The sequence below is a fragment of the Microbacterium sp. genome (assembly GCF_031988965.1).
Lineage (GTDB): Bacteria > Actinomycetota > Actinomycetes > Actinomycetales > Microbacteriaceae > Microbacterium.
Genome location: NZ_DALZXX010000038.1, coordinates 1 through 21,922, shown reverse-complemented (window position 1 = coordinate 21,922; position 21,922 = coordinate 1). Strand labels below are relative to the sequence as shown.

Sequence of the window (21,922 nt, the reverse complement as noted above, 5' to 3'; positions counted from 1 at the left end):
AGGAGCAGGGCGCAGGACGAGGCGGCGAGGGCCGCAGAGGCGCGGCGACGGAGGCGGGAGGGCATGGGGAATGACCTTTCGGGACCGGGGAGAGGGACGACACCGAGACGATCGATGTTGGTTAGGCAACCCTAACAGGAACGCGCTCCTCCCATCGCTCGGGTCCCGCTCAGAGCACGTCGGAGATCACATCGAAGACGCGTTCGGGGTCTTGCAGCTGCATGTCGTGGTGGACACCCGGGATGCGGCGGATGTCCCACCCCTCACGCTCGAGCCCGGCGGCCATCGCGTCGGAGAGCACCGCGGGCGACTCGTCGGAGAGCACGACCGTCGACGGCACAGCGGGCGGCGCGATCGCGACGGGGTGGAAGGCCACATCGCGGAACACCCCGATGGCCATCTTCGAGTCGAACCTGCGCTGGCTCTCCTGCATCGACGCCCGGATGCTCTCCGGGTACTCGGCCCGCTGCGATGCGCTGCGACGCGCCTGACGCATCCCGACGACGCCCAGAGTGAGCGCCGGGACCGCCCAGAAGGCCCGCCCGGCAAGACCGGTGGTGGGGAGCGAGAGGCCGAAACCGGGGTCGAGGTAGATCGCACGCTGGGGTCGCAGGCTCTCGACGGCGCGAACGAGCACCGAGCCGCCCAGCGAATGACCGACGACGCTGTGCAAACCCTGCGGCAGGGTCTCGGCCACGTCACCGGCGAGGTCCGCGAGCGTGTACGACTCGGCGCGGTCACTGTGCCCGTGCCCCCGAAGATCGATCGCCGTCACCGTGTAGCGACCGGTGGCGAGCATCCGATCGATCAACGGCTGCCACGTCGCGCCGTCGGCGCCGAGGCCGTGGATCAGTCCGACGTGTCGTTCGCCTGTGCCGGTGGTCGTCGAGTGCAGGTGCATGTCGCCAGTCTGCCCGTCGGCGGCCGGCGTCGGATCAGCCCGCGCCGCACGACGTGCGCACGGTCAGTCCCGGAAGCATGGTGAGATGGCGGGGAGCCGAGTGCTCCTGCGGATCCTCGGCGATCCGATCCATCAAGATCCGGAGTGCCTGCTGCCCCAGATCCCGACCGGGTGCGGTGACGGCCGTGAGCGGCACCAGCGCGAGCGCCGCGGTGTCGTCGTCGTAGGCGACCACCGCGAGGTCCTCGGGAACCCGGATGCCGAGGTCAGCCGCGAGCTCGACGAGGCGGGCAGCATGCACGTCGGTGTGCACGAGCACCGCCGTCGTGCCGGAGGCGGTGCACTCGTCGAGCAGCCTCGCGAGCGCGGCGTCGAGATCGTCCTCATCTCCCTTGGGGAGCGCGACCTCGGGCGCGGGCCCGAGTCCCAGAGAGACCACTGCGCGTGCATGGCCTTCGCGGATCAGCGGAGCCGTCGGCGTGCGATCGAACAGTGCGAGAGCCACGCTCGCATGCCCGAGGGCCGCCAGATGCTCCACGGCGAGCACGGCCCCGCCCGCATGATCGGTGCGCGCACTGTCGTAGGCGGCGAGGCCCGTCGAACCGAGGCGGCGCTCGAGGAAGATCACCGGCACCGGGAGGGTACGCACCCAGTCGAGCAGTTCGCTCTCGGTCCGCCCCCGCAGCGTCGGCGCGAGGATGAGCCCGTCGACGCCGAGCTCGACGAGCCGCTCCGCCTGGCGGCGCTCGAGGTCGGGTCGGTACTGCGAGGTGGCGAGGATCAGCCGCGCGCGCAGTGCGTGCGACGCGGCATCCATCCCCTTCACGATCACCGGGAAGTGCCCGACCGAGCTCGGCACCACGACCCCCACGTTCGTGCGCGCCGACTGCGGCGTCGCGACGGCCGCGACGCCGATCGCGCCCCCGTGCACCTTCGCGAGAAGGCCCGCCTTCTCGAGTTCGAGGATGTCGCGGCGGATCGTGACCTGTGCGACTCCGAGCTCCTCGGCGATCCGCGCCGCGCTGACGCTGCCATGCAGCTCCAGCTGGCGCAGCAGGTGCTCGTGCCGTGCTCTCGGCAGCAGGTTCTGTGAAGCCATCTCCGCGCCCTCGCGTCGAGTCGTCGATCACCGCAGGTGTCGCAGGCTGATCGAAATTGTCCGAAGTATGTCGTGCGTACAGGAGCGTAGTGCACGATCGGGGGGTGACAGCGATGCACGAGGATTCCCCACCGCCGTTCGACGGCTCCCGATCGTCGTGGGAGCACCTTGCCGACACCCTCCTCGCCGCCACGGCGCCGCACGCGTCTCCCACCGGCTCGCTCGTGCGTCTGCCCGGCCCATCGAGCGCATCGGGCCCCTGGAGCGATGGGATGGAAGGCTTCGCGCGGACGTTCCTCCTCGCCGCGTTCCGCGTGCGCGGTACAGGCGGTGCGGATCCGCACGGCCTGCTCGACCGCTTCCGCGAGGGCCTGATCGCCGGGGTCGACCCCGCGGGCCCGGAGCGCTGGCCCACGATCGCCGAACGCCGGCAGGCCGTCGTCGAGGCGGCATCCGTGGCCATCGCCCTGTCGGAGACCCGCCCGTGGCTGTGGGATCGGCTCTCGGATCACGACCGGCAGAGGGTCGTCGACTGGCTCGCCGGCGTCGTCGGCACAGCCGGCTACACGAACAACTGGATCTGGTTCCAGAACATCATCGAGGCCTTCCTCGCGCAGGTGGGCGGCCCTGTGGATCAGAGCGACCTCGATCGCAACGCCGAGATCGCGGAGAGCCTCTACATCGGCGACGGCTGGTATTCCGACGGCGCGGGTCCCACCGGCGTCAGGCAGAGCTTCGACTACTACGCGGGGTGGGCGTGGCACGTCTACCCGCTGCTGCACTCGCGCATCGAGGGCGAGCCGCTGGCTCGTGCGCACCGCGATCGCCTCGCCGCGTTCATCGACCAGGCGAAGGACCTCATCGGATCACGCGGGGCTCCGCTGCTGCAGGGCCGATCCCTCACCTACCGCTTCGCGATGCTGGCACCGTTCTGGGCGGCGGCGATCGCGGGAGTCAGCGCGCTGCCGCCGGGAGCGACCCGTGCCCTCGGCACCGACGTGGTGTCGCACTTCCTCGACGCGGGTGCCGTCGACGAACGCGGTCTGCTGCCGGTCGGGTGGCACCGGGAGTTCCTCCCCCTGCGCCAGCTCTACACGAGCGGGTCTTCGCCGTACTGGGCGAGCAAGGGATTCCTCGGCCTCCTGCTGCCGAGCGAGCATGACGAGTGGACTTCCACTCCGCAGACCGTGCCTCCTGCCGAACGCGCCGGTGCGACGACGCGGGCGCTCGTCGCACCGGGATGGCTGGTCGTGAACACGCACGACGACGGCATCGTGCGGGTGCTGAACCACGGCTCCGACGGTTTCCGCGGTCCGGCGGGTGGCGTGCGCACCGACAACCCGTTCTACCAGCGCGTCGCCTACTCGAACGTCACCTCCCCGGAGCTGTCGCCGGCCGCGATCGCGGCCCCCCTCGACTCGCACGTCGCACTCCTCGACGTGCACGGCGCCCCCTCGCATCGAGATGCGATCGAACGCGTGCACCTCGACGACACGGTAGCCGTCTCCCGGTCGCGCGTGCACTGGCTCGACACCGAGAGGGCGGATGCCGCGGCCTGGGCGTCGCTGCGTCGCGGCCCGGTCGTGACGACGGCGTCGGTCGTTCACGGCATCCACGAGCTCCGGATCGCCTGGTGGACGACCGCGGAGACCGACCCGCGGCCCGTCGCCGCGCTCGACGGCGACTCCGCCTGGCCCGACGATCCCGGTCCCTGGCGATTCCGCATCGGCGGATGGCCGGTGCCGTTCGACGGGAATGCCCACGTGACTGACGGCTCGGCGACGACGGCCGCGGGTCTCGCCACGACCGTGCGGGGAGTGCATGGATTCGACACTCACGGGGTCGAGACGCGCGACGGCTCGAATCCCTTCGCGGAGAGTTCGGCGACGCCGTGGGCCGCGCAGTCGTCACCTTCCGACGCGGGCCAGTACGTGGCGGCCCTGGTCGTGCTGTCGGGTGCCGAGGTCGCGCCCGCCCACGATGCATCCGTCCTCGACGCGATCGACGTCGACGTCGACGTCGACACCCTTCGGGTGAGGTGGGCGGACGGCACAGTCGACCTCGTGCCCACGCACGGCGAGGTGCGCGCGTGACCGCGGCCCGCACGCGGTTCGCCCTCGAGAGCACCACCCGGGTGACCGAACTGTTCGATCGGCAGAGCCTCGACCGGCTGCGCAGGGTCGTCGCGCTCGACGAGCACGTGATCGACCGCGACGATCGCCACTCGCTCGCCACAGCCGCCGACACCGAGATCCTGATCACGGGATGGGGTGCGCCGCGTCTCGACGCCGAAGTCCTCCAGACGCTGCCGAACCTGCGCGCGGTGTTCCACGCTGCCGGCTCGGTCAAGAACATCGTCTCGCCCACGCTGTGGGATCGCGGCATCCGTGTCTCGAGCAGCGCTGACGCGAACTCCGTGCCCGTGGCGGAGTACACGCTCGCGATGATCCTGCTGAGCGCGAAGGACGCGTTCGCCTCGGCCGAGGCGTTCCGTCGCACCCGACAGTTGCCGCTGTCCCGGCCCCGCGCGGGAGCAGGGGCCTACGGGATCACGGTCGGCATCATCGGCGCCTCGCGCATCGGGCGTCGGGTGATCGAGCTCCTGCGACCGTTCGACATCTCGACCGTGCTCTACGATCCGTCACTTTCGACGGCGGATGCCGCGGCGCTGGGCAGCACGCTCGTGGCTCTGCCGGATCTGCTGCGGGTCAGCGACATCGTCAGCCTGCATGCCCCGTCGCTTCCTGAGACGTATCGGATGCTCGGCGCCACCGAGCTCGCGACCATGCGCGACGGCGCGACGCTGATCAACACCGCTCGGGGCGCCCTCGTGGACACGGATGCTCTCGTCGGGGAGCTCGCGTCGGAGCGTCTGCGCGCGGTGCTCGACGTCACCGATCCCGAGCCTCTGCCGATCGGACATCCGCTGTTCTCCGCACCGGGAGTGATCCTGACACCGCACATCGCCGGATCCGTCGGCAATGAGCTCCGCCGCATGGGCGCCCAGACGGTCGGCGAGATCGAGCGGTTCACGGCATCCGGCATCCTCGACTTCGAGGTGCACCATCGGGATCTCGCGGTCATCGCCTGATCCGGACGCACGAGAGGGCGGCGGCGCGGATTCGCGCCGCCGCCCTCTCGTGGAGGCCGAGACTCGGTTCAGCCGAGTGCCTCGGCCTCCGACCACCACTGGTCGGCGAACTGGTCGACCGTGATCGTGCCGTACATGAGGTCTTCGTTCAGGCGCACCCAGGTCGCCTCGAGAGTGGCGAACGAGCCTGGCAGGGCCGGTGTGTTGACCGTGTCGTACTGTTCGAGCGACTCGCGGTAGGCGAGCGACTTCGCCTCGAGCGAGTCGGCCGGGAAGTCCAGGGCTTCCAGCTGACCGGAGTCGGCCGGCACACCCCTCGACGTGCCGAACACCTCGGAGACGCCGGGATCGGTCGCCAGGAAGTCGAGCAGCAGCGCCGTCTCCTCCGGATGATCGGTGTTCGCGGCGCCGGCCAGGTGCAGCACCGTGTAGAAGACGGCCTTCTCCCCGTCAGGGCCGGTGGGCACGGGGAGGGTCTCGAGCCCTTCGACATCGGTGTAGCGAGAGAAGAAGCTGTCCCAGGTGAGGGTGCTGCCCGCCTCGCCGATCGCGAAGCCGTCGGTCGGTGAGAGCTCGGTCGCTCGCGACGCCGGGAAGTACGCGGCAGCCTCGCGCAGAGGTGTCGTCTCGTCGAGGTAGTCGACGATGTCGTCCTTCGTGAAGGCGAACGATCCGTCGTCCTCGAAGGGCTCCTCGCCCTGCTGCAGCAGCCACTGGATGAAGAACCACATCGTGAGGCCCTGATCGAAGCCACCGAAGACGGGCTTGCCCTCTGCCGTCGTGACACCCGCCGCGGTGACGTCGGCGATCCACTCGTTCAGGTCGTCCCAGGTGTAGTCCGGATCGAGTGGCTCGACTCCCGCGTCGGCCACCACCGAGGGGTTGACGAAGAGTCCGAGGGTGCCCGTGCCGATCGGCATGCCGTACTGGGTGCCGTCGACTGTGGCGGCGTCGATCACGACGTCTTCCATGCCCGAGACGTCGATCTGCTCCCCCACATAGGGAGAGAGGTCGAGCAGGGCGCCGTTCAGCCCGTACTCGACGAGATTCGCCTGATCGAACTGCATCACGTCGGGCAGGTTGCGCGCGGCAGCCTGGGTGGATCTCGAGTCCCAGTACGACGAGAAGTCACCGAAGGTCGACTTGACCGTGATGTCGGGGTGCTCGGCTTCGAACAGATCGATCGCCTCTTCGTACATCGCGGCACGGGTGTCGTTGCCCCACCAGGCGATCTCGAGGGTGACGGGTCCGGATGCGGCGGCATCAGCGTCTCCGGAACTCGAGCACCCGGCGAGCGCGCCGACGGCGATCGATCCGGCGGCGACGATGCCGAGAAGGCGTGCGGTGTGCGTCATTGCAGTGATCCTCCATGTCTCGCGCCGCGAACACAGGGCTGATGCGTCCCGTTCAGACCCGCCCAGCCTCCGGGGCGACTTCGCCCCGTCCAGCGTCTCAGCGACAGGGCAACTGTAAGAACACCCGCTCCGCGATCCGGACAAACGGACAAAACCGGTCAGAGCACCCGGGCCGTCACCAACAGATACTCCCATGCCATGGTGCCGCCCTCGAGATGCTTCTCCGCCAGGGCGACGAGCGCGCCTTCCAGATCCGCGCGCCGCGGGTCTAGACGGCCGGGCGGATGCCGGCGAGAAGGATGTCGAGGAAGAGCTGCCTGTCTTCCGGCACTCCGATGCGCACGGCATGCTCGATGCCGCAGACGAGGTGCTCGATCTGCACGATGGACAGGTCGGGTCGAACGAGGTTCTCCTCGCGGGCTCGCTGAAGCACGTCCTCGAAGGCGGCGAAGATCTCGATCTTCATCGCGCGCACGGACTGCTCCTCATCGTCGGGTGAGAGCAGCACGGCCTGAAGGCCGCCGTCCTGCAGCTGCAGCGCGAGCGCCTCGCCGAGGAAGGTGGCCAGAGCGCTTTCGGTGTCCGGATGCTCGGCCGCCGCCCGGGCGATCACGACCATGCGCTCCAGCGTCTCGACTGCGAGCGCCTCGGTGAGCGCATGCACGGACGGGAAGTGGCGATACACCGTGCCGACGCCGAGCCCGGCATCGCGCGCGACGTCGTTCAGCCGCAGGCTTCCCGACGGCCGTGCCCGTGCGGCGTCGAGGATTCGCGCGCGGCTGCGCGCCGCATCCGCCCGGATCTGTCCCATCCCGCGATCCTACCAGCGAAAGCGGATAGGTATTCCGTTTGTGCTACCGTCTAAGCGGATAGAGAATCCGCTTAGAGAATGAGGCCAGAAGTGAACTGGAACCCCGACCGTCTTCCCGACCAGACCGGACGCACGGTCGTCGTCACCGGCGCCACCGCCGGCATCGGCCACTTCGCCGCCGAGCAGCTCGCCGCCGCAGGTGCCGACGTCGTGCTCGCGTCACGATCCGCGTCGAAGCTGCGCCTCGCCGAGGCATCCATCCGCGCTCAGGTGCCCGGAGCGTCGGTGCGCAGCGTGGTCATCGACCTCGCCTCCCTCGACTCCGTGGCCCGCGCGGCCGACGAGCTGCGAGAACTGCCGCGCATCGACGGCATCCTGCTCAACGGCGGAGCGATGTCCGGCGGACGCGGCGCCACGACGAGCGACGGTCTACCCGTGATGCTCGGCACGCACGTCGTCGCGAACGTGCGCCTGATCGCCGACCTCCTGCCCGCACTGATCGAGACGGGTGAGGCGAGCGGTGACGCGAGCAGGATCGTGCACACGTCCACCGGCTTCGTGTCGCAGTTCCGCGTGGGCGTCGACGACCTGAGCGTGACACCGCGAACCTGGATCGCCGCGTACACCAAGGCGAAGACGGCCACCGAGGTATTCGCCTTCGAGCTCGACCGGCGCCTGAGAGACGCGCACCTCCCGGTCGCCTCGCTCGTCGTGCGGCCCGGCGTGGGCGTCGATGCCAAGACCCCCGAACGTGCCGGCATCCGCGATGCGTCGACGCCGTACCAGCGCAACCCTTACACGCCGTGGGCGCAGGGCAAGGACACCGCGGCGTGGTCCGCAGTGCGGGCGCTCGTGGATCCGGATGCTCAGGGCGGGGAGTACTACGCTCCCGCCGGACGGCTGCGCGGACTGCCCGTGCGGGTCGAGCCCCTCGCGCGCACGCACACGCCGGCACCCGGTACCGCCGAGAGCGTGTGGGGGCAGTTGGAGGAGCTCGCGGGCGTGCGGATGCCGGTGGCTGCCCAGCGATGACCGCACGACGAAGCCCCCGCACGCAGTCGCGTGCGGGGGCTTCGCCGGTCCCGAGGGAAAGCAGCTGGGGGACTACTTCGAGACGAGCTCCGAGGGAAGATCCTTCGCGGTCGCCACCGCGCGGTGCTGACGAACCGTCATCGTGAGGATCGCGCCGACGATCATGATGCCGCCGGTGATGTAGAGCGCGATCGTCGCGACGCCGGTCGTGTCCTTCACGAAGCCGATCAGGTACGGAGCGGCGAAGCCGGCGAGGTTTCCGGTCGAGTTGATCAGCGCGATGCCGCCGGCGAGAGCGGTGCCGGCGAGCATCGAGGTCTGGAAGCTCCAGAAGATCGCCGGGATCGACAGGGCGCCGGCGTTCGCGAGGCAGAGTCCGATGATGCCCCAGACCGGATCGGTGCCCGCGATGATGCAGATCGCGAATCCGGTGGCACTGAGCAGGAAGGCCGCGGCGATGAACTTGCGGCGCTCCCCTGCGCGGTCCGAGAGGAACCCGAACGTCACCATCGACACGATCGCCGCGAGGCTCGGCAGCGCACTGAGGAACCCGATCTGCACGGTGTCGGTGATTCCGAGGTCGCCGATCAGGGTGGGCAGCCAGAAGCTGATGCCGTAGAGGGCGAAGTTGTACGAGAAGTAGACCGCCGTGAGCAGCCAGATCAGCTTGCTCGTGAAGACCTTGCGCAGGGGGGTCTCGGCCTCGTCGACGCGCTCGGCAGCGAGCAGGGCGCCGAGCCGATCGCGCTCGGGCTCGGTGAGCCAGGTGACGGTGCGGTAGTCCTCCTGCAGGCAGAACAGGATGACGATGCCGAGCAGCACGGTCGGAATCGCCTCGATCACGAACAGCCACTGCCACCCCGCGTGGCCCCAGACGCCGTCCATGCCGCTCAGGATGAAGCCGGAGACCGGGCCGCCGATGAGACCGGACGACGCGAGCGCGATGTAGAAGATGCCCCAGGCGCGACCGCGGCGGCTGGCCGGGAACCAGTGCGCCATGTAGAAGAGGATGCCGGGGATGAAGCCCGCCTCGGCGACACCCAGCAGGAAGCGCAGCAGATAGAACATCCACTCGCTGTCGACGATGAACATGAGACCCGAGATCAGGCCCCAGGTGATCATGATGCGCGCGATCCAGCGGCGCGCCCCGACCTTGGCGAGGATGAGGTTCGAGGGGATCTCGAAGATGAAGTATCCGATGAAGAACAGCCCGGCGCCGAGGCCGTACACCACGTTCGAGAACCCGAGGTCCGCGCTCATGGTGGCCTGCGCGTAGCCGATGTTCACGCGGTCGAGATACGAGAGGAAGAAGCCGAGCATCGCGAGCGGGAGCACGCGCAGCATCACCTTCCGGAAGAGCTTGTCGTCGTTGACGGTCATGGGGGTCCTTGGTCTGTGGTCAGGAGGTGGGATCGGGAAGCAGTCGGGGGTCGTACACGCGCTGTGCCGTGTCGTGGAACACCGCACGCTGCGCATCGACATCGAAGGCCGAGAGGATCTCGCGGTAGCCGTCGACGAGGCCGGGGAAGTCGATGAACATGCCGTCGACGGGGAAGTTGCTGCCGAACATGACCCGCTCGGCACCGAAGACCTCGACCAGGGCTCCGATCGGACCGCGATTCGCCTCCACCGTCCACGGGGTTCCGGCGACGCAGAGCCCCGAGGCCTTGATGACGACGTTCGGCGCGTGGGCGATCCGCTCGAGAGAGGCGCGCCACGCGGCCACGGTCTCGGCATCGCGGCTCGCGAGGACTCCGGCGTGGTCGATCACCAGGGTGGTCTCGGGAAAGTCGACGGCGAGGCGGTGCGCCTCATCGAGGTTCCACCACGGGGTCTGCAGGTCGAAGTGCAACCCGTGGTCGCCGAGACGCGCATAGCCGTCTCGCCAGGTGTCGTCGCTCAGGAGGGATCGAGCGCCGGCGGCGACCTCGGCCGGCGATGTCGCTCCACCCGGCTTGTGCCGCACGCTCTTCACCGCGGGCACTGCTGCGAGCTCGGCGAGCCGCTCCGCGGCATCCGGAGCATCGAGCCATGCCTGGGCGACCATCGACCCCGGCACACCCGAGTCCTCGCGATACCGCTCGACCGTGCGCACCTCATCGAGCCCCGCCCCCGGCACCCACTCCGCCTCCATGTAGACCGAGGCCACCACGCCGGTGCCCGCGACGTCGCGCAGGTAGTCGGCGGGCAGATAGTCGCGCTTGATGGGCTCGTAGTCGCCGTAACGGTGGGCGACCCGCGCGTCGGGGGCAAGCCAGGGATGGCGCCCGAGGCCGAGGTCCCACACGTGGTGGTGGGAGTCGATGATCGGCCCGTCGTAGACCTCAGGCATGCGCGACCGCCTTGCGCACGCCACGCCCCTCGAAGTCGATCGACAGCGAGCCGATCAGGTAGATCGCGGCGCAGACGGCCAGGTAGATGAGCACGGCGGTGTAGCCGCCGGTGAACTGCACGAGCAGGCCCGCGACGATCGGCACGACGATGCCCGCCGAGGTGCCGGCGAAGTTCATGACCCCGCCGACGACGCCCACGCGCTCGGGCTTGGCCAGTCGACCGGGGATCGTCCAGTAGAGGCCGCCGAAGAGGTTGAAGAACACGCCGATGCAGAGCAGCGTCACGGCGGTCGTCGCGTCGTTCACGAACGGCAGCGCGACGAGCGCCATCAGGCTCAGCGCCCCCGAGCCGCCGAAGAGCAGCTTGAACGCGCGGTTCGGCGACATGCGCTTCTGCAGCGTGTCGGCCAGGATGCCGCTGAGGATCTCACCCACGGCGCCGCAGAGGAAGATCAGGAACGTCGCGAAGCCCATGGCCGCGAGGTCGAGGCCGCGTGCCTGCGAGAGGTAGGTCGGCCCCCAGGTGACCAGGCCCCAGAAGACCATGGCCCAGCCGATGCGTCCGACGACCATCCAGAAGACGGTCGCCCGGCTCATGCCCGGCGGGTCCTCCTGCGCGCGCTCCTCGACTCCGCCCGAGCGGATGAGCTCCTCTTCCGCACGGTTGACGAGCGGATGCTCCGACGGGTGGTTGCGGATGAACAGCGCCACGCCGATGCCGATCACGACCGTCGCGAGACCGATGATGATGAACGACCAGCGCCAGGAACCGGTCGCGGTGATCAGGCCGGTGACCACGAGGGCGCCGAACGCGGAGCCGAGCGGGGCACCGGAGTCGATGAGGGTCACACCGGTCGACCGGTGCTTGGCCGGCAGCCAGCGCGTGACGAGCTTGTTGGCCGAGGGCATGTACGGTGCCTCGAAGGCACCGAGGCCGAGGCGGCTGAGCACGAGCATCACGGCGTTCACCGCGAGGCCCGCCAGTGCGGTGAAGGAGCCCCAGATCACCGCGGCGATGCCGATGACGCGGCGCGGCCCGAACCGGTCGGCCGCTGCGCCGCCGGGGATCTGGAACAGGCAGTACGTCCAGAAGAACGCGGAGAGGATGAGCCCCTGCACGGCGGGCTCGAGCAGGAACTCGGCGCTGATCGTGGGCAGGGCGACCGAGAGCGACGCTCGATCGATGCAGTTGATCGTGTAGAAGACGAAGAGCACGACGATGACCCACCAGCGGATCTTCGTGGGGCGTGCGGTACGGGCGGCGGTGCCCTGGTCGACGGTGGTCATCAGCGGTCCTCGGAGAGTGCGGCGGTCGGGAGGTCGGGGAGGGAGGAGAGGTCGAGTCGGTAGACGCGCGCGGCGGTGCCGTGGAACAGCGCGTCGAGTCCGGCGGCGTCGAGACCTGCCGCTCCGGCGAGGATCGTGTCCATGACCTCGTCGACGTCGGGCGCGGTGAGAGTCGCGACCGGCAGGTTCGAGGCGAACAGGGCGCGGTCGGCCCCGAAGATCGACAGGGTCTCTCGCACGACGACCTCGTTCGAGGCACGGTTCCACCGGTTGCGGTACAGGCCCAGTTCCGACACCTTGACGACGGTCTGCGGCAGCGCGGCGAGGCGCTCCATGCCGTCGCGCCACAGACGCAGCCCTGCATCAGAGCGGTCGAGCGGCAGACCGCAGTGGTTCACCACGACGGGAAGATCAGGGAAGTCCGCCAGCACGTCGGCCGCTTCGGCCAGGTGGTGGTAGGGCACACGCAGGTCCCAGGAGAAGCCGTGCGCCGCGAGTGCGCCGATCCCCTCGACCCACTCGGGGTCGTGGAGCGTGCCCGCCCCGGTCGCTCTCTCCCCGGCGCGGGGTGCGATGACCGGCTTCGAGCGGATGCCGCGGACGATCGCGCGCTGCGCGTGGGCGGCCAGCACCTCATCGCGGTCGGCCTGCAGGAACCCGACGTGCGCGACGGCGGCGATCGGGAAGCGCTCGCCGGTGGCGTCGCTGAGCCCCTGGAGGAAGTCGTCTTCTGCGACCTGCTCGCTGCGGCTGCGCTCGGCCTCGCAGTGCACGGTGCCGATGATGTCCCAGCCCGCGGTCGCGGCGAGATACTCACGCGGCAGGAAGGTGCGGCGCATGGCGTTGTAGTCACCGAGGAAGAAATCCTCGTTGTACTCGTCCTGGATCCAGGGCCAGTGACCGTCGCCGTCGAGATCCCAGAAGTGGTGATGCCCATCGACGATCCGCAGGTCGTATCCCTCGGGGAGGCGCTGCTGTCGGATGCGGCGAGCGGTGTCGATGCTCACAGCCGGACGCCCTCCACGAACGCGGCGCGCACGTCGTCCGCGACACCTTCGAGGTCGGAGATGCGGATGCCGCCTGGCCGAGCACGACCGTCTGGATCTGCGGCGCGACCACGTCACGCGCGAGACGGGCGCCGGACAGCAGATAGTACGCGGCGGCGAGCGCGTCATCGGCTTCACTGAGTGCGTCGGCGCGGTCGATGATCACGGGGCGCACACCGTCGATCTCGTGGTGATGTCCGCGCACCTCGAACGTCGTGCCCGCGGAGAGTGCGGCCGAGGCACGGGCGGCGAGCACCGTGTGGTGGCGCGGCTCGGCGAAGGGAGTCGCGCCCGAGGCCACGGCGTCGATCGTGAGCGGCGTCTCGACGCCCATGAAGTGGTACGGCCAGTAGATGCAGGCGTACTCGCCCGACCGCGAGACGATGTGGCCCTTGCCCGCGAGCAGCTCCCACACCTCATCGTCGCCCGTCGTGACGATAGTGAAGACGCCTCCCGCGAAACTGGTCTCGCCGGGCAGGCGCAGGGCGGAGAACACGTCGACCGCGCGGTCGGTGTCGATCAGGCCGCCGTCGGCGCGGCGCGCGTAGACGTCGGCGAGCTCGCTCGGACGCGCCACGGGATAGTGCATCCGCTCGACGTCGGCGGTCGCCCCCGAGTACAGCGAGACGACGGCCATCTCGCAGGAGTCGGCGGCCGCGGCGCGCTTGAGCGGCGCGACGATCGCGGCGCGGGCCGCGAGGGTCTCGTGCAGGTCGTCCGCGAGGAAGAGATGATCGCTGAGCGCCGACGCGTCGATGCGCTCGCCCTGCTGGTCGAGGATGCCGGTGGCGGGGTCGAAGACGAGGTCGTACTCCCCCGACTTGCCGAGTGCGACGACCTGCAGGCCGACCTTCTCGACCCAGTCGAGCAGACGCAGCAGGTTGGCGGGCTGGTCTCCGTCGCCCGGAAGGTAGCCGACGCCGCGTTCGCGGGCGGCCTTGGCGAGCGAGACACCGGCGACGCTCTCGATCTCCTTGCTGACCATCACGACGTGGATGCCGCGGCTGATCGCCTCGGCGGCGTAGCGGTAGCCCGCCTCGACGCGGCCGGACGCCTCGACGAGCACGTCGATCTCGTCCCAGCGGACGTGGTCGTGCCCGGGGATCGGCTCGGCGTCGGGGAGACCGCCGAGGTCGGCGATGAGGGTGCGCACACCGTCGACGTCGGGGTCGATGAGCTGCGTCGCCGTCATCCGGTCGATCGACCGGAGCTGAGCGAGGAAGGTGCGGCCGAAGCCTCCACGTGCGCCGGTGAGAGCGACGCGGATAGGAGCGCGGGTCATCGGTGGTCCCCTCTGCACGGGACGTTCCGTGCGGTCATGCGGTGCCCGGGGAGCGGGTTCTCCCGTGGGCGTCGATCACTTTTCCACAGTCATACAGAATTATCAAATTTGTTCACATGGATTCACACGTGGTCAAATGGTGTCACCTATCCCGAGGAGGACGCGTGATCGAAATCGGCGCAGTCGCAGACGACTTCACCGGCGCGACGGATCTCGCCATCGCTCTGCGTGAGCGTGGCTTCCGCGCGGTGGTGTCGATCGAGGACGCCCCTCTCGACTCTCGGGAGCTCGGCGACGCGGATGCCGTCGTCGTCGCACTGAAGACGCGCACCGCACCCGTGACCGACGCCGTCGCGCAGAGCGTCTCGGCCGTCCGCGCCCTCGAGGCGATCGGCTCGCAGCGGTTCTACGTGAAGTACTGCTCGACCTTCGATTCCACTCGTGAGGGCAACATCGGCCCGGTGCTCGACGCCGTGCTGGACGAGCTCGGCGAACAGCGCACCGTGGTCGTTCCCTCGTTTCCCGACAACGGACGTACCGTCTATCGAGGTCACCTCTTCGTGGGCGAGGAGCTGCTCGAGCACTCCCCCATGCGGCATCACCCGCTCACACCCATGACGCAGTCGCGGTTGCGAGACATCCTCACCCCGCAGACCACCCGCGAGGTCCATGAGATCGCCGCCCCGACGGTCTGGGCCGGTCCGAGCACCCTCCGCAGCGCCCTCGCGGCCGAGTCCGCCGGATACACCGTCGTGGATGCGATCACCGACGCCGACCTCGAGACCATCGCGACCGCCGTCTCGGACTGGCGCGTCGTGAGCGGCGGCGCGGGCCTCGCCCTCGGTATGACCGGCCCACGCCCCGGCACGCTCGCGCGGATCGACGCCGTACCCGGCCGCCGCCTCATCGTCTGCGGAAGCGCCTCGGCGAAGACCCGCGCGCAGATCGCGCACGCCGCAGACGCGCTGCCCCATCGCAAGCTCGACATCGAGGCCATCGCGAGCGACCCCGAGCACGTGATCGCCGACACGATCGCCTGGCTCCGGCAGCTCGACACCGCCGAGATCCCCCTCGTGTACACGGTCGGCGCGCTCGACGACATCCGCCGCGGCCCCAGCGGCAACACCGTCGCAGGCCGCATCGAGGCCGTGCTCTCCGAGATCGTCTCGCGTTCGGTGCAGGACCTCGGCATGACCCAGGTGATCGTCGCCGGCGGCGAGACCTCGGGGGCTGTGGTGCAGCACCTCGGCATCCAGCGTCTGCACATCGGACATCGGATCGCTCCCGGCGTCTGCTGGAGTGCCGCAGACTCCGCGCACGGACCGCTCACCATCGCACTCAAGTCCGGGAACTTCGGCTCCGAGGACATGTTCACCACCGCCTGGAGGGCGCTCGATGACCTCACCGATTGACGACCTGATCGCCGCGGGCGCCCGCGTCGCCGCAGCCGGCATCAGCCCCGGCAGCAGCGGCAACGTCAGCATCGTCGCCGACGATCTCGTCTACATGACGGGCACCGGCACCGACCTCGGCCGGCTCTCGGAGTCGGATATCGCCGTCGTCACCCGCGACGGCGCGTTCGTGCGCGGCGCGAAGCCCTCGAAGGAACTCACGCTGCATCTCGCCTTCTACGCGAAGAACCCCGAACACGGGGCGGTGGTGCACCTGCACTCCCCGTTCGCGGTGGCGGCGAGCTGCCTCGAGCCCTGGTCGGACGCCAGCGCGATCCCCCCGCTGACGCCCTACTTCGTGATGCGCGTCGGGCAGAGCCCACTCGTGCCCTTCCGCGTTCCGGGCGACCCCGATCTCGCTGCCCAGCTGCTCGCGCTCCCGCACCCCTTCCACGGTGCTCTGCTCGCCAACCACGGGCAGATCGTCTCGGCCACCGGGCTGGATGCGGCGATCGAGGCCGCGATCGAGCTCGAAGAGGCCTGCCGCATCACGCTGCTGACCGACGGCAGACCCCGCCGCCTGCTCCCGGCCGCGGACGTCGCCGCACTGGCAACCCGATGGGGCACTCCCTGGACCGAGAGCGCCACCCTCGTTCGCTAGGCTGACCACGACATGACGAAGCCCGCCTCTGCCGCATCGACGCCGCTCATCCCCGAGCAGCGGCGCGAGCTGATCGTCAAGCACCTGCGCCGCGAGGGCGTGCTGAGCTACCGCCAGCTGACCGACCTGCTGGGCGTCAGCCACATGACGATCCGACGCGACATCTCCGTGCTCGAAGAGGCCGGCCGTGTGCTCGCGACGCCGGGCGGCGCGAAGATCGCCTCACGTCTGGTCACGGAACCCTCGCGCTTCGAGAAGGCCAGGCAGGACGTCGCCGAGAAGGACGGAATGGCTCGCCACGCGGCATCCCTCGTCACCGAGTCGATGACCATCTACCTCGACGCCGGCACGACGATCCAGGCGATGCGACCGCATCTCGAGAGCATCCGAGACCTCACCGTCGTGACGAACGACCTCGCGATCATCGCCGCGTTCCTCGACCACCCCACGGCCGACATCATCGCGATCGGCGGCCGCGTCGAGAAGGCGAATCAGTCGACGACCGGCCGCCTCGCCGCCCTCACCCTGCATGAGCTCTCGATCGACATCGCCTTCCTCTCCTCGTCATCGTGGGATCTGCGACGCGGAGTCACGACCCCGACCGAGTCGAAGATCGCACCGAAGACCGCAGCGCTCGAGAGCGCGAGTGAGACGGTGCTCGTCGCCGGCAGTTCGAAATACGGCACGTTCGGCCGCTACCGGGTGCTCGACCTCACCGATCTCGACATGATCGTGACGGATGCCGGCCTCAGCGATGCTACGGCGGCGGGCATCGAAGAGCTCGGCGTCTCGGTGGTCCGGACCTAACCGAGCCCGCTGTCGAGGAACACCCCGACGCGGTCGTCGTCGAGCACGAACTGCAGTGCCTCGGCCGAGGGGTAGCGGGCGGTCAGCTCGTCGGGCGCATCACGGTCGACGGCCACCTCCACGGTCGCCGGGAAGACGCCGATGCCGCATCCGGAGTAGAAGTCGCCTCCGTAGCCCCAGTCATTGGGGTCGAAGCCCTCGACGGGAGGGATCTCGGCCGTCTTGACGACCGCGATGCAGCTCACGCGCCCCCCATCAGGATCGCGGTTCTCGTTCCATCCGGGGTAGCTGAACACGGTGAACCCGAAGAAGTCGGCGCCGAGCGTGTCGCCATCGACTCCGAACCAGCCTTCCGGGATGCGGTCCGACGCATCGGTGAGCCGGAGCGTCTCGACCTGGGGCGCCCCCGACGACGCCGACACGGCCGGGGTCGACGAGAGGGTGAACGTGATGACCGCGGCCACAGCCGCGGCTCCCACGACGGATGCCGCCCACCAGGTCGTGCGTCGGCGCGCGACCTGCTCGGCGCGACGAGCGGGGTCGACTTCGGCATCGTGCGGATCCGCGTCGTCGTTGACAGCCCGTTCGAGCGCTCGCAGCACGTCGGCCTCGTCGGTCGATCGCGTCCCGGCCGCAGCCGCGGGAACGAGCGGCGGCGCGGATGTCACATCCGGGGCCGATGGCGGAACCGCGGAAGCCACCGGCGCGACCGCGGTGCTCCTCGCCGACTCGAGTTCCTGCAGCCGTCGGACAGCCGCGGCATCCATGGCGATGTCGGCATCGCGCCCATAGGCGCGGGCGCGCAGTTCGCGCAGTTCTCTCTCGGCAGCATCGTCCATCTGAGGCATCGTCTCATGTCGGGGTGAGCGCAGACGACAACGGGCGGGTGGGGCGTGACACCGCCTCACCCGCCCGCGCCGGGGGTCTTACTTCTTGAACGCGTCCTTGACGTTCTCGCCGGCCTTCTTGGCGTCGGCCTTGACCTGGTCGGCCTTGCCTTCGGCAGCCAGCTTGTCGTTGTCGGTCGCGTTGCCGATCGCTTCCTTCGCCTTGCCGGCGATGTCCTGAGCGGCGTTCTTGATCTTGTCGTCGAGTCCCATGAGGAGCTCCTTTCGTGAGGGTGATCGTTGACTGCGGGAGGATTCCCGCCGTCTTATCGCCGTTGCTCTGCGCGACCGACGATAAGTGTGTGGAGGCGCGTCAGTGACGCACCTTGTCGAGGGCCTTCTTCGCGGCCTTGGCCGCCTTGTCGGCCTTCTTCTGCCGTTCCTTCTTGGCTTTGGGGTCGTTCCACATCCGCACGAGCTGATGCCGGACCGATTCGCCCTTGTTCACCTGCACGGTCTCCGACCGGCTGCCCAGGATGTAGGCGACGAAGGCGATGGCGCCGATGAGGAGGATCTTGTTTCGCATGATGCTGATTCCTTCTTCGTTGTTCCCGGGGTGAGCCGACCGGATGAGCGGTCAGGACAGCCGGCGCTGGTCGTGGGCGAGCCGTGCCCGCAGGCCGGTGTGGATCGAGACGTAGGTCTCGGTCTCGCGCCCGGTCAGCGTGGCGAGGTTGGTGAGCAGCCGGTCGACGTGGTCGACGAGCTCGCGCGGGTCGGTGTTCTGTCGCGGAGTGACAGACACGTGCAGCACGGGCTGCTTGCGGATGTCGTTCGCGGTGACCTGCGCCGAGAGGATCTCGTCGCGGGTGGCGAGTGAGTTCTTCACGGCATCCGACACGAACGACTCGGTGACGGTGACGCGTCCGAGCGGGTTCTGCGCTCCCGTCGAACGGAACACGGTCTTCGACCGGCGGCCGGCGATGCTGATGAGAGCGACCACCAGTAGGACGATCACGACGACGATCGCCGCCACGGCGCCGATGCCGATCCACGAGAGGGCACCGCCCGCGATCGCACTCGCCGCGATCGCCTGATCGAGCCAGGAGCGGGCACCGTCGCCCGCCGAGGTCCAGATGTCGGCGGCCGTCGGCCAGCTCATGATCGCGATGCCGAGGGCACCGAGGGCGAGGAACAGCAGCCCGATGATGAGCAGCAGCGTGCGGTTCAGCGCACGGTTCGTGTTGTTCACAGCTCGTCCTCCGTCTCGGTGGGGCGCTCGATGCGTACGCGGGTGCGCACGCTCCTGCCCAGTCGATAGTTCTGCAGCTGCGCCTCGGCGGCGGATTGCACCGCGCTCCGTTCGAGCGGGATGCCGGCGCCGGGACGCACGGTGACGTCGACGCTGCGGTGCCCCACTCCGACGGTGATGTTCTCGCGGGCGAGCCCCGTCTCCTCCGAGAGGTGCTGAGCGAGCGCACTCGCGATCACGCCGTTGTCGACGACGACCGCGCGGTCACCGGCCTCGAGGGTGTGCTTCGACAGCCGGCCGGGAGTGATGGCCAGCACGACGAAGACCAGCCCGATCAGGGCCAGCACGACACTGCCGGCGATCACGAGCCCTGCGGGCTGTGCGGTGGGGAGTCCCACCAGCCATCCACCGGCCGCGGCCGGACCGAGCAGGAGCGCCGGCTGAGCCGCGAGGCTCAGCACGATCTCGAGCCCGATGTAGGCGAGGGCGAGGATGAGGAGGACGACCGCGACGAACATCGCGACGGTACGCGGTGAGTGCGTCTCTCGACGCACGACGCGACGTAGGACCGGGGTGGTCATCGCACTCGTCTCCTTTCGGGAATGGTGGCACCGGTGATGGTGAGGGTGATCCTGGTGACGTCCCGGCCGAGGACGCCCGAGAGATCCTGCTGCAGCTGCTCCTGCAGCTGTCGGGCGCGTTCGAGAACGGGAACGCTCTGGGAGATCGCGACGGTGTCGTCGAGATCGGGAACGGGGAGCGGCGTCGCGATGCGGACGGCGATCCCGCCGGGGTGCTCGGCGACATCGACCTTCACGTCACCGCGTGGCACGCCGATCAGGGTCGCGGACGCCTGCTCGGTGACCGTGCGGTACACGCGCTCCTTGACGTCGACGCGACCCGGGACGGTGGCCTCTCCGGTGGCGATGTGCTGGTCGACACGCATCAGGAGGTGCGCCGCCCTGTGAAGGCGTCCGCGAGACCGCGGACGTCGATCTTGCCGGACATGATGCGTCCGATGATCGCGCCGACACCGGCGAACAGAGCCATGAGGAGGAATCCCCAGAATCCGAACATCAGTGCCGCCAGGGCCAGGAGCGCGCCGATCAGCGCGCCGGTCGTGGTGGGTGTCATGAGACTCGCGACTCCTCGTTCTCAGCCGTGTCGTCACCGGGGACGTGCACGTCGTTGACCTCGACGTTGACCTCGACGACCTCGAGGCCGACCAGGCGGGTGATGGCTCCGGCGACGGCGGCGCGCACGTTGTTCGCGACCTCCTGGATCGGAGCCGGGTACTCGACGACGATCGTGATGTCGGCAGCGGCCTGGGTCTCGCCGACCTCGACCTTGACGCCCTGCGCGAGGTCGGTGGCGTTGATCACGTCGCGGATCGCGCCGAAGGCTCGTGCTCCGCCGCCGCCGAGTGCGAAGACGCCGGCGACCTCACGGGCGGCGATGCCTGCGACCTTGGCGACCACGCCGTCGGCGATGACCGTCTTGCCCGCGGCATCCGCGTCGGCGGGGATCCGCGACGACGAGAACGACGACGAGCGGTCCACGCGAGACGTGGAGCCCTGCGCCTTGGGCGCTGCGGGGGTCGGAGCCAGCTCCTTCTCTGCGGGAGTGGCGGCGGTGTTCTGATCCTGAGTTGCCATGACAAGTCCTTCGTCTCACGTGTGTCCGGCTGCGAGACCTGGTGGCCTCACCGGGAGCGCTTTTCGGTCGCTCACAGATAGGACGCACGGGGGTCGGGATTCGTCACACATTCGTCGGAACTTTTTTCTGACGGTTCTCGAGATGGCGGAGAACGTGCGCATCGTGACCGCCCGTGCCCTGTCGCCCGGCCCCGATCGGCGCGAGGATGAACGCATGAACAGTGCCTCCGCCACCGCCCTCCTCGTCATCGACGCGCAGGAGTCGTTCCGTCAGCGCCCGGACGAATGGGCGTCCACCGCGAACCCGGATGCCGTCGGCAACATCGCGCGCCTCGTCGACCACGCGCGCCTGGTCGGCGACCCGGTCGCCTGGATCACCCACTCCGAGCCGGGCAGCGGCGGGGTGTTCGACCCCACTCTCGGATTCGTGCGCGTGTTCGCGGAGCTCGACCCGCACGACGACGAGATCGCCGTGACCAAGACCACCGTGAACGCCTTCAGCTCGACCGATCTGGAACATCGTCTGCGCGAGCTCGATGTGACGAAGGTCGTCATCTGCGGCATCCGCACCGAGCAGTGCTGCGAGACGACCGCCCGCATGGCGAGCGATCTCGGGTTCGAGGTCGAGTTCGTGACCGACGCCACCACGACCTCGGCGATCGAGGCGAGCGGCGCCCTCTCGGCGGTCTCGGGCGACGAGATCCTGCGCCGCACCGAGAGCATCCTGTCCGCCCGCGGGTTCGCGACCGTGATCCGCACGGCCGATCGCGTGGGCGTCGCGGTCTGAGGTCCCGACCGCGGCCCGTCCGGATTCTGCGCCTAGGTTGGAGGGCATGTCCTCCTCTCCGGCCGAACTCCCCCGCCTCGACGGACGCACGATCCTCGTCACCGGGGCGAACGCGGGCATCGGCTACTGGTGCGCCGAGATCCTCGCGGCTCACGGCGCCCGGGTGCTGCTCGGATGCCGGTCAGCCGAGCGCGCGCAGGTCGCGGTGTCGTCGATCCGCACGCAGGTGCCCGGCGCGGACCTCGGCATCCTGCCGGTGGACCTCGGCTCGCTCGCCGGCATCGCCGCCGCGTCCGCTTCGCTGG

25 protein-coding genes are annotated in these 21,922 nt (G+C 69.4%); 8 read left to right on the top strand and 17 right to left on the bottom strand.

What is annotated here, in order from left to right:
- Positions 1 to 169: 169 nt before the first annotated feature.
- Positions 170 to 901: an alpha/beta hydrolase gene (locus tag RTM68_RS09080; protein WP_312170211.1), complete on the bottom strand. Its 732-nt coding sequence runs from the start codon at positions 899 to 901 to the stop codon at positions 170 to 172.
- A gap of 34 nt (positions 902 to 935) precedes the next feature.
- The gene (locus RTM68_RS09075; RefSeq protein ID WP_312170209.1) at positions 936 to 2,000 is read right to left on the bottom strand and encodes a substrate-binding domain-containing protein; all 1,065 of its coding nucleotides are present in this window, start codon (positions 1,998 to 2,000) and stop codon (positions 936 to 938) included.
- 113 nt (positions 2,001 to 2,113) lie between these two features.
- On the opposite strand from RTM68_RS09075, the gene RTM68_RS09070 reads away from it, so the two are divergent.
- Both RTM68_RS09070 and RTM68_RS09065 read left to right on the top strand, forming a co-directional pair.
- Positions 2,114 to 4,093: a DUF2264 domain-containing protein gene (locus RTM68_RS09070; RefSeq protein WP_312170213.1), complete on the top strand. Its 1,980-nt coding sequence runs from the start codon at positions 2,114 to 2,116 to the stop codon at positions 4,091 to 4,093.
- Positions 4,090 to 5,091, top strand: coding sequence for a hydroxyacid dehydrogenase (locus RTM68_RS09065; RefSeq protein ID WP_312170208.1), 1,002 nt, complete (start codon positions 4,090 to 4,092; stop codon positions 5,089 to 5,091). Before RTM68_RS09070 ends, RTM68_RS09065 begins: the two co-directional genes overlap by 4 nt.
- A 68-nt stretch (positions 5,092 to 5,159) precedes the next feature.
- On the opposite strand, the gene RTM68_RS09060 is transcribed toward RTM68_RS09065, so the two are convergent.
- Together RTM68_RS09060 and RTM68_RS09055 are read right to left on the bottom strand one after the other, a co-directional pair.
- Complete coding sequence (locus tag RTM68_RS09060; protein WP_312170207.1) at positions 5,160 to 6,446, bottom strand: extracellular solute-binding protein; 1,287 nt, start codon at positions 6,444 to 6,446, stop codon at positions 5,160 to 5,162.
- A 268-nt stretch (positions 6,447 to 6,714) separates the two neighbouring features.
- On the bottom strand, positions 6,715 to 7,257 hold the full coding sequence (locus RTM68_RS09055) for a TetR/AcrR family transcriptional regulator (RefSeq protein WP_312170206.1): 543 nt from the start codon (positions 7,255 to 7,257) through the stop codon (positions 6,715 to 6,717).
- A gap of 90 nt (positions 7,258 to 7,347) precedes the next feature.
- On the opposite strand from RTM68_RS09055, the gene RTM68_RS09050 reads away from it, so the two are divergent.
- Positions 7,348 to 8,289: an SDR family NAD(P)-dependent oxidoreductase gene (locus RTM68_RS09050; RefSeq protein WP_312170205.1), complete on the top strand. Its 942-nt coding sequence runs from the start codon at positions 7,348 to 7,350 to the stop codon at positions 8,287 to 8,289.
- Between the two features lie 72 nt (positions 8,290 to 8,361).
- Here the strand turns inward: RTM68_RS09050 and RTM68_RS09045 are convergent, their stop codons facing one another.
- From RTM68_RS09045 to RTM68_RS09025, 5 genes are read right to left on the bottom strand one after another with little or no spacing between them, the layout of a single operon-like run.
- The gene (locus RTM68_RS09045) at positions 8,362 to 9,669 is read right to left on the bottom strand and encodes an MFS transporter (RefSeq protein WP_312170204.1); all 1,308 of its coding nucleotides are present in this window, start codon (positions 9,667 to 9,669) and stop codon (positions 8,362 to 8,364) included.
- Positions 9,670 to 9,688: 19 nt separating this feature from the next.
- The gene (locus RTM68_RS09040; protein ID WP_312170202.1) at positions 9,689 to 10,621 is read right to left on the bottom strand and encodes an amidohydrolase family protein; all 933 of its coding nucleotides are present in this window, start codon (positions 10,619 to 10,621) and stop codon (positions 9,689 to 9,691) included.
- On the bottom strand, positions 10,614 to 11,909 hold the full coding sequence (locus RTM68_RS09035; protein WP_312170200.1) for an MFS transporter: 1,296 nt from the start codon (positions 11,907 to 11,909) through the stop codon (positions 10,614 to 10,616). The genes RTM68_RS09040 and RTM68_RS09035 overlap by 8 nt, the downstream gene beginning before the upstream one ends.
- On the bottom strand, positions 11,909 to 12,796 hold the full coding sequence (locus RTM68_RS09030) for an amidohydrolase family protein (protein ID WP_312170212.1): 888 nt from the start codon (positions 12,794 to 12,796) through the stop codon (positions 11,909 to 11,911). Before RTM68_RS09030 ends, RTM68_RS09035 begins: the two co-directional genes overlap by 1 nt.
- Positions 12,759 to 14,237, bottom strand: coding sequence for a homoserine dehydrogenase (locus RTM68_RS09025; protein ID WP_312170198.1), 1,479 nt, complete (start codon positions 14,235 to 14,237; stop codon positions 12,759 to 12,761). The genes RTM68_RS09030 and RTM68_RS09025 overlap by 38 nt, the downstream gene beginning before the upstream one ends.
- A gap of 164 nt (positions 14,238 to 14,401) precedes the next feature.
- Here RTM68_RS09025 and otnK point away from each other — a divergent pair, with 164 nt between their 5' ends.
- From otnK to RTM68_RS09010, 3 genes are read left to right on the top strand one after another with little or no spacing between them, the layout of a single operon-like run.
- Positions 14,402 to 15,649, top strand: coding sequence for a 3-oxo-tetronate kinase (otnK, locus tag RTM68_RS09020; RefSeq protein ID WP_312170196.1), 1,248 nt, complete (start codon positions 14,402 to 14,404; stop codon positions 15,647 to 15,649).
- Positions 15,633 to 16,289, top strand: coding sequence for a class II aldolase/adducin family protein (locus RTM68_RS09015; RefSeq protein WP_312170194.1), 657 nt, complete (start codon positions 15,633 to 15,635; stop codon positions 16,287 to 16,289). The genes otnK and RTM68_RS09015 overlap by 17 nt, the downstream gene beginning before the upstream one ends.
- Before the next feature lie 12 nt (positions 16,290 to 16,301).
- The gene (locus RTM68_RS09010) at positions 16,302 to 17,096 is read left to right on the top strand and encodes a DeoR/GlpR family DNA-binding transcription regulator (protein ID WP_241796118.1); all 795 of its coding nucleotides are present in this window, start codon (positions 16,302 to 16,304) and stop codon (positions 17,094 to 17,096) included.
- Here the strand turns inward: RTM68_RS09010 and RTM68_RS09005 are convergent.
- The 8 genes from RTM68_RS09005 to RTM68_RS08970 form a co-directional block, all read right to left on the bottom strand.
- Positions 17,093 to 17,935 (bottom strand): hypothetical protein, encoded by an 843-nt coding sequence (locus RTM68_RS09005; RefSeq protein WP_312170191.1) that lies wholly within the window; start codon positions 17,933 to 17,935, stop codon positions 17,093 to 17,095. The genes RTM68_RS09010 and RTM68_RS09005 overlap by 4 nt on opposite strands.
- Positions 17,936 to 18,022: 87 nt before the next feature.
- Entirely contained in the window at positions 18,023 to 18,196 is a 174-nt protein-coding gene (locus tag RTM68_RS09000) for a CsbD family protein (RefSeq protein ID WP_053098095.1), read from the bottom strand.
- Positions 18,197 to 18,296: 100 nt separating this feature from the next.
- Positions 18,297 to 18,509, bottom strand: a complete 213-nt coding sequence (locus RTM68_RS08995) for a hypothetical protein (RefSeq protein WP_312170188.1) — start codon at positions 18,507 to 18,509, stop codon at positions 18,297 to 18,299.
- Positions 18,510 to 18,560: 51 nt separating this feature from the next.
- Positions 18,561 to 19,175: a hypothetical protein gene (locus RTM68_RS08990; RefSeq protein WP_312170187.1), complete on the bottom strand. Its 615-nt coding sequence runs from the start codon at positions 19,173 to 19,175 to the stop codon at positions 18,561 to 18,563.
- Positions 19,172 to 19,756, bottom strand: coding sequence for a DUF6286 domain-containing protein (locus RTM68_RS08985; RefSeq protein ID WP_312170185.1), 585 nt, complete (start codon positions 19,754 to 19,756; stop codon positions 19,172 to 19,174). Before RTM68_RS08985 ends, RTM68_RS08990 begins: the two co-directional genes overlap by 4 nt.
- Positions 19,753 to 20,121, bottom strand: a complete 369-nt coding sequence (locus RTM68_RS08980; RefSeq protein WP_312170184.1) for a hypothetical protein — start codon at positions 20,119 to 20,121, stop codon at positions 19,753 to 19,755. Before RTM68_RS08980 ends, RTM68_RS08985 begins: the two co-directional genes overlap by 4 nt.
- Positions 20,121 to 20,309, bottom strand: a complete 189-nt coding sequence (locus tag RTM68_RS08975; protein WP_194762314.1) for a DUF2273 domain-containing protein — start codon at positions 20,307 to 20,309, stop codon at positions 20,121 to 20,123. Before RTM68_RS08975 ends, RTM68_RS08980 begins: the two co-directional genes overlap by 1 nt.
- On the bottom strand, positions 20,306 to 20,830 hold the full coding sequence (locus RTM68_RS08970; RefSeq protein ID WP_312170183.1) for an Asp23/Gls24 family envelope stress response protein: 525 nt from the start codon (positions 20,828 to 20,830) through the stop codon (positions 20,306 to 20,308). Before RTM68_RS08970 ends, RTM68_RS08975 begins: the two co-directional genes overlap by 4 nt.
- Before the next feature lie 214 nt (positions 20,831 to 21,044).
- Here RTM68_RS08970 and RTM68_RS08965 point away from each other — a divergent pair, with 214 nt between their 5' ends.
- Together RTM68_RS08965 and RTM68_RS08960 are read left to right on the top strand one after the other, a co-directional pair.
- Entirely contained in the window at positions 21,045 to 21,617 is a 573-nt protein-coding gene (locus RTM68_RS08965; RefSeq protein ID WP_312170182.1) for an isochorismatase family protein, read from the top strand.
- Positions 21,618 to 21,663: 46 nt separating this feature from the next.
- A partial coding sequence (locus RTM68_RS08960; RefSeq protein ID WP_312170181.1) for an SDR family NAD(P)-dependent oxidoreductase occupies positions 21,664 to 21,922 on the top strand: 259 nt, incomplete at its 3' end.

Excerpts from the sequence above, each read along its gene's own strand:
- RTM68_RS09080 (WP_312170211.1), bottom strand. The coding sequence starts at position 901 with ATGCACCTGCACTCGACGACCACCGGCACAGGCGAACGACACGTCGGA.
- RTM68_RS09075 (WP_312170209.1), bottom strand. The coding sequence starts at position 2,000 with ATGGCTTCACAGAACCTGCTGCCGAGAGCACGGCACGAGCACCTGCTG.
- RTM68_RS09070 (WP_312170213.1), top strand. The coding sequence starts at position 2,114 with ATGCACGAGGATTCCCCACCGCCGTTCGACGGCTCCCGATCGTCGTGG.
- RTM68_RS09060 (WP_312170207.1), bottom strand. The coding sequence starts at position 6,446 with ATGACGCACACCGCACGCCTTCTCGGCATCGTCGCCGCCGGATCGATC.
- RTM68_RS09055 (WP_312170206.1), bottom strand. The coding sequence starts at position 7,257 with ATGGGACAGATCCGGGCGGATGCGGCGCGCAGCCGCGCGCGAATCCTC.
- RTM68_RS09045 (WP_312170204.1), bottom strand. The coding sequence starts at position 9,669 with ATGACCGTCAACGACGACAAGCTCTTCCGGAAGGTGATGCTGCGCGTG.
- RTM68_RS09040 (WP_312170202.1), bottom strand. The coding sequence starts at position 10,621 with ATGCCTGAGGTCTACGACGGGCCGATCATCGACTCCCACCACCACGTG.
- RTM68_RS09035 (WP_312170200.1), bottom strand. The coding sequence starts at position 11,909 with ATGACCACCGTCGACCAGGGCACCGCCGCCCGTACCGCACGCCCCACG.
- RTM68_RS09025 (WP_312170198.1), bottom strand. The coding sequence starts at position 14,237 with ATGACCCGCGCTCCTATCCGCGTCGCTCTCACCGGCGCACGTGGAGGC.
- RTM68_RS09015 (WP_312170194.1), top strand. The coding sequence starts at position 15,633 with ATGACCTCACCGATTGACGACCTGATCGCCGCGGGCGCCCGCGTCGCC.
- RTM68_RS09010 (WP_241796118.1), top strand. The coding sequence starts at position 16,302 with ATGACGAAGCCCGCCTCTGCCGCATCGACGCCGCTCATCCCCGAGCAG.
- RTM68_RS09005 (WP_312170191.1), bottom strand. The coding sequence starts at position 17,935 with ATGGACGATGCTGCCGAGAGAGAACTGCGCGAACTGCGCGCCCGCGCC.
- RTM68_RS09000 (WP_053098095.1), bottom strand. The coding sequence starts at position 18,196 with ATGGGACTCGACGACAAGATCAAGAACGCCGCTCAGGACATCGCCGGC.
- RTM68_RS08995 (WP_312170188.1), bottom strand. The coding sequence starts at position 18,509 with ATGCGAAACAAGATCCTCCTCATCGGCGCCATCGCCTTCGTCGCCTAC.
- RTM68_RS08985 (WP_312170185.1), bottom strand. The coding sequence starts at position 19,756 with ATGACCACCCCGGTCCTACGTCGCGTCGTGCGTCGAGAGACGCACTCA.
- RTM68_RS08980 (WP_312170184.1), bottom strand. The coding sequence starts at position 20,121 with ATGCGTGTCGACCAGCACATCGCCACCGGAGAGGCCACCGTCCCGGGT.
- RTM68_RS08975 (WP_194762314.1), bottom strand. The coding sequence starts at position 20,309 with ATGACACCCACCACGACCGGCGCGCTGATCGGCGCGCTCCTGGCCCTG.
- RTM68_RS08970 (WP_312170183.1), bottom strand. The coding sequence starts at position 20,830 with ATGGCAACTCAGGATCAGAACACCGCCGCCACTCCCGCAGAGAAGGAG.
- RTM68_RS08965 (WP_312170182.1), top strand. The coding sequence starts at position 21,045 with ATGAACAGTGCCTCCGCCACCGCCCTCCTCGTCATCGACGCGCAGGAG.